Genomic DNA, 4,361 nt, shown 5'->3' on the forward strand with positions numbered 1-4,361 from the left:
GGCTTTTCCTTTGGTTCGGGGGCGACCTGTATTCTGGCAGCAGCCTTATGCACGGCCCTGTATTACGTGCTGCAAAAGCCCCTGATTGCGCGCTATGGCCCCCTGCCGACAACGGCGTGGATATTGCTATGCGGGGCCGTGGCGTTGCTGCCATGGTTGCCGGGGGCCATTACGCAAGCGCAGGGCCATGGCATGGCGCCGTGGATTCTGATGCTGGTACTGGCTATTTTCCCATCCGTTGTTGGCTATGCGGCATGGGCGCATGTGGTAGGGCGCATGGGTGTCGCGCGTTCGGCAGGGTTTTTGTATCTGGATGCCCCTACGGTGCTGGTCATGGCGTATTTCATGCTGGGCGAGGTGCCAAGCTTACCCACGCTGCTGGGTGGGGCGGTTGTTATGGGGGGCGTGCTGGTGGCGCAACTGTTCAGCCGCATGCCTTCGCGCCGTAAAAAACATTCTGCGAACAGTGATATTCCGATCGTGGAAGAACCGTGAGGACACAAAACCTGCCAAAAATGCCTGAACAGGCTGGTATGGCGGAGCGGCTCCTGCGCAGAGCGCTGCATTGTCGGCTTCTGCCCTTTGCCCTGCGCAGGAAGCTGCTGGGCTGGCTGGTGCCGCATGGACTGGTGGGCGAGCGCCGGGTGGATCTTTTCGGGCTGGATTATCTCTGCGCTCCGGCCAATCTGATTGATACATATGTTTATTATACGGGCATGTATGAGCGAAATACGCTGTCATGCCTGCAGTATTGCGTAAAAAACATTCCCGGCCTGTCTGAGCAGGCTTTTATGGATATTGGTTCCAATAGCGGGCTGTTTTCCATTTTGGGAGGCAGGCTGTTTGCTACCGTTCTGGCGTTTGAGCCCTTTCCGGCCATTTTTTCCAGACTGAAAAGCAATGTGGACAGAAATGGTTTTTCAAATATCCGTCTGTTTGCTTTTGGTCTGGGAGATGAAGAAACGCAGCTCGTATTTATCCCACCAAAAAAAGACAATATGGGAACAGGGTATTTTGTAACCGAGTGTGCGGAGGCCAACGGGGTTGTGCTCCCTGTATGTGTGGGAGACGCGGTAACGGAGGCTGAGGCAGTCACTGTCGGGCTGGTCAAGATTGATGTGGAAGGCTTTGAGCCGCATGTGCTACGAGGCCTGCGCCAAACGCTTGAGCGTGATCAGCCCGTCATCATCATGGAACTGAACCGCGATACCAAAAAAAGCTTTGTGGATGAGGAAACATTCATGAACAGCCTACCTCGTGGTTATCGGGTTCTGGCTATTCGTACAAAGGTTGAGGGCTTTGTGCCTGTCGCGTTCGACTGGGCAGGCAAGCAGGAGAATATTCTGGCTGTGCCGCCACATCTGGCGCGTATCTTTTTTTAGAAGCGGGAGGCTGCTGCCTTCAGGGCGCGTTCTGTGGCGAGATATGCCCTGTCAGAAGGCCTAAGGTAAGAACACCGCCCCACCCAACTGCCCGCTATGGACAGGAGGGAGAGGCGGTGCGGGCCGGGGTCAGACCGGCAGAGTCTTTTCCAGCGTGGTGCTGATGGCGGTCAGGCCGGGCAGAACCTTGCCTTCGAGCCATTCAAGGAACGCACCACCGGCGGTGGAAACATAGGTCATGTCGTGCAGCACACCCGCGTGGCGCAGGGCGGCTACGGTATCGCCACCGCCAGCCACGGTTTTGAGCGTGCCTGCCTGTGTCAGGCGCGCGGCTTTCTGTGCTACGGCGTTCGTGCCCTCGTCGAAGGGGGGCAGTTCAAACACGCCCAGCGGGCCATTCCACACCAGTGTTTTCAGCCCGGCCAGCTTGGCGTTGAGTATCTGCACGCTTTGCGGGCCGACATCGAGCGCCATCCAGCCATCGGGAATTTCAGAAACAGGCACGGTCCGCGTAGGAGCACCCGCCATGAATTCCTCGGTTACGACCACATCCACCGGCAGAACCAGATCGCAGCCGCGCGCCTTGGCTTCGGCCATGATCTTGCGTGCGGTGTCGAGCATTTCCTCTTCCTTGAGGGATTTGCCGACATTTACGCCCTGTGCCGCAAGGAACGTGTTGGCCATGGCACCGCCAATGGCGAGCATGTTCACCTTGGCCAGCATGTTTTCCAGCAGTTCCAGCTTGGTGGAAATCTTGGCGCCACCCACAATGGCCCCTACGGGGCGCTCGGGGTTTTCAAGGGCGGTAAACAGGGCTGCCAGTTCGGCTTCCATCAAGCGGCCACCGAAGGAAGGCAGGTGCCCAGCCACCCCGGCGGTGGAGGCATGCGCGCGGTGTGCGGCAGAGAACGCATCGTTCACGTACACATCGCCCAGCCGGGCGAGTGCAGTGGCCAGATCGGGGTCGTTCTTTTCCTCGCCGGGCTGGAAACGGGTGTTTTCCAGCAGCAGCACCTCGCCATCGCGCAGGGTGCGCGCGGCGGCTTCGGCTTCATCACCAATGCAGTCATGCGCGAAGCTGACAGGCCGCCCCAGTGCCGTGGCCAGTGCCGTGGCAATGGGCTTGAGCGACATGTCAGGCACGACCTTGCCCTTGGGCCGGTCGAAATGGCTGAGCAGAATAACCCGCCCGCCCTTGTCCGCCAGTTCGCGGATTGTGGGCACAATCCGCTCGATGCGGGTCTGATCGCCAACCTGACCGTCCTTCATCGGTACGTTCAGGTCAACGCGCACGAGAATGCGCTTGCCCTGCGGGTCAAGCGTATCCAGCGTAGCGAAGGGAAGGGGCGCGGCCATTAGAGCGAACCGAACAGCGCTGCCGTGTCGGACATGCGGTTGGAGAAGCCCCATTCATTGTCATACCAGGAGCATACGCGCACCAGCTTGCCGCCATCGACCAGAGCGGTCTGGGTGGCGTCGAAGGTGGAGGATGCAATGGCGTGGTTGAAGTCGGAGCTGACCAGCGGCGCATCGCAGTAGTCCAGCGCGTTCTTCATGCTACCCGAGTCCACCACGGCCTTGATGGCAGCGTTAACCGCCTCAACGCTGGCAGGCGCGGTCTTGGGCACGAAGTCGAGCGACACGACCGACACATTGGCCGTCGGCACGCGAATGGCGGTGCCATCCAGCTTGCCCTTGAGCTGCGGCAGAACCAGACCCACGGCGCGGGCCGCCCCGGTGGAGGTGGGGATCATGTTCAGCCCGGCAGCGCGGGCGCGGCGCAGGTCCTTGTGCAGGGTGTCCACCGTGCGCTGGTCGCCGGTGTAGGAATGGATGGTCACCATGTAGCCGCGTTCGATCCCGAAGGCGTCTTCCAGCACCTTGGCCACGGGGGCAAGGCAGTTGGTGGTGCACGAGGCGTTGGAGATCACTTCCATATCCGCGGTCAGTACGGACTCGTTCACACCGTAGACGATGGTTGCATCCACATCGGTTGCGGGAGCGGAGACGATCACCTTGCGTGCGCCAGCGGCCAGAAGCTGGGCGGCTTTTTCACGCGTGGTGAACAGGCCCGTGCATTCCATCGCTACGTCAATGCCAGCGAAAGGCACCTTGGAGGGGTCGCGCTCGGCGGAAACGGTGATGGGGTCCCATGTGCGGCCATTGGCGGAAATGACCAGCTTGCCGTCCACAACCTTTACATCGGCGGCCAGACGGCCATGCACGCTGTCATAGCTGAGCAGGTGGGCGTTGTCCTCAACGCTGCCAAGGTCGTTGATGGCTACCGGCACCACATCGGTGCGGCCGCTTTCGATAATGCCGCGCAGGACAAGACGGCCGATCCGGCCAAAGCCATTAATTGCGATTTTAACTGCCATGGGGTGGTTCTCCGTAGTTTTTTTTATGATCTTCTTCTAGGACGGATCGGCCTCGTGGGCTGACCCTTGCTCCGTGGCGGCTACGCCAAGGCGTTCCATAACCCTGCCGCAGACTGCTTTGGCTGTTATACCGAAGCGTTCATACACCGCGTTGGCCGGGGCGGATATGCCAAAATCATCCATTCCGATGAAAATTCCATCAGCTCCCAGCCACCGTTCCCAGCCAAAGCTGCTGGCGGCTTCTATGCCAACGCGCAGGGTGGATTGGCGGTGTGCTTCGGTCTCGCCCAGCACGGTGGCGCGGTAGGCTTGGGTCTGGCGGGCAAAGACTTCCCAGCAGCAGATTGACACCACGGCGGCACGCACGCCCTGCCCGGCCAGCAGCCGGGCCGCCGCCATGGCCACCGCTACTTCCGGGCCGGAGGCAATCAGCGTTACCTGCCGGTTCCGCGCGCCGGAAAGCACGTAGCCGCCATGTGTGGCAGACCCAAAGCCCGAGGCCCCCGCGCCGGTCATGGTCGTGGTGGGGCTGTGCTCGGGCCGCAGAGTTGCAAGCCCGCCCTGCGCCACCGGGCTAGGTGGGAGCGGGTCAGGCGGGGGT

Annotated in this window: 5 protein-coding genes; 2 read left to right on the forward strand and 3 right to left on the reverse strand. The window is 60.8% G+C overall.

Going from position 1 to position 4,361, the window contains the following annotated elements:
- The coding region (locus ABF757_RS12050) for a DMT family transporter (RefSeq protein WP_415482574.1) at nucleotides 1-495 on the forward strand (495 nt) is incomplete at its 5' end.
- Nucleotides 492-1,382 (forward strand): FkbM family methyltransferase, encoded by an 891-nt coding sequence (locus ABF757_RS12055; RefSeq protein WP_415482575.1) that lies wholly within the window; start codon nucleotides 492-494, stop codon nucleotides 1,380-1,382. The genes ABF757_RS12050 and ABF757_RS12055, both read left to right, overlap by 4 nt.
- Nucleotides 1,383-1,511: 129 nt before the next feature.
- Here the strand turns inward: ABF757_RS12055 and ABF757_RS12060 are convergent, their stop codons facing one another.
- The 3 genes from ABF757_RS12060 to ABF757_RS12070 all read right to left on the reverse strand — a co-directional run.
- Nucleotides 1,512-2,738, reverse strand: coding sequence for a phosphoglycerate kinase (locus ABF757_RS12060; RefSeq protein WP_415482576.1), 1,227 nt, complete (start codon nucleotides 2,736-2,738; stop codon nucleotides 1,512-1,514).
- Nucleotides 2,738-3,760, reverse strand: coding sequence for a type I glyceraldehyde-3-phosphate dehydrogenase (gene gap, locus ABF757_RS12065; protein ID WP_415482577.1), 1,023 nt, complete (start codon nucleotides 3,758-3,760; stop codon nucleotides 2,738-2,740). The genes ABF757_RS12060 and gap overlap by 1 nt, the downstream gene beginning before the upstream one ends.
- A gap of 36 nt (nucleotides 3,761-3,796) precedes the next feature.
- Nucleotides 3,797-4,361, reverse strand: a 565-nt coding sequence (locus ABF757_RS12070; RefSeq protein WP_415482578.1) for a transketolase-like TK C-terminal-containing protein, incomplete at its 5' end; no start/stop codon positions are given.

The sequence above is a fragment of the Acetobacter papayae genome (assembly GCF_047721125.1).
Classification (GTDB): Bacteria; Pseudomonadota; Alphaproteobacteria; order Acetobacterales; family Acetobacteraceae; genus Acetobacter; species Acetobacter papayae.

Bases quoted from the DNA above. Each gene is read 5' to 3' on its own strand.
- ABF757_RS12060 (WP_415482576.1), bottom strand. From the start codon at position 2,738: ATGGCCGCGCCCCTTCCCTTCGCTACGCTGGATACGCTTGACCCGCAG.
- gap (WP_415482577.1), bottom strand. From the start codon at position 3,760: ATGGCAGTTAAAATCGCAATTAATGGCTTTGGCCGGATCGGCCGTCTT.